This window comes from Rhizobium ecuadorense (assembly GCF_001187535.1).
Lineage (GTDB): Bacteria > Pseudomonadota > Alphaproteobacteria > Rhizobiales > Rhizobiaceae > Rhizobium > Rhizobium ecuadorense.
On record NZ_LFIO01000027.1, the window covers coordinates 1 to 207 of the forward strand.

Genomic DNA, 207 nt, shown 5'->3' on the forward strand with positions numbered 1-207 from the left:
ATCGCCGACACCTCTTCCTCGGCGATGTCGAGAAGGCCCGCCTCTCTGAAGGTCTCGACCATCATGCCTTCCCCCGCGCAGCGGAACAGGCCCGGAGAACCGGGTGGCGGCGGGGGCATTTCCACGTGGCGGGCGATCGTGCCCATGATCGTGGTCGCCCATGGATTTTTGGCAGGCGCGCTCCAGATTGCAGACGGGGCAGAGGGC

Annotated in this window: 1 pseudogene; it reads right to left on the reverse strand. The window is 66.7% G+C overall.

What is annotated here, in order from left to right:
* Window positions 1-207, reverse strand: a pseudogene (locus AF337_RS46175) (methyltransferase type 11); the annotation flags it as partial.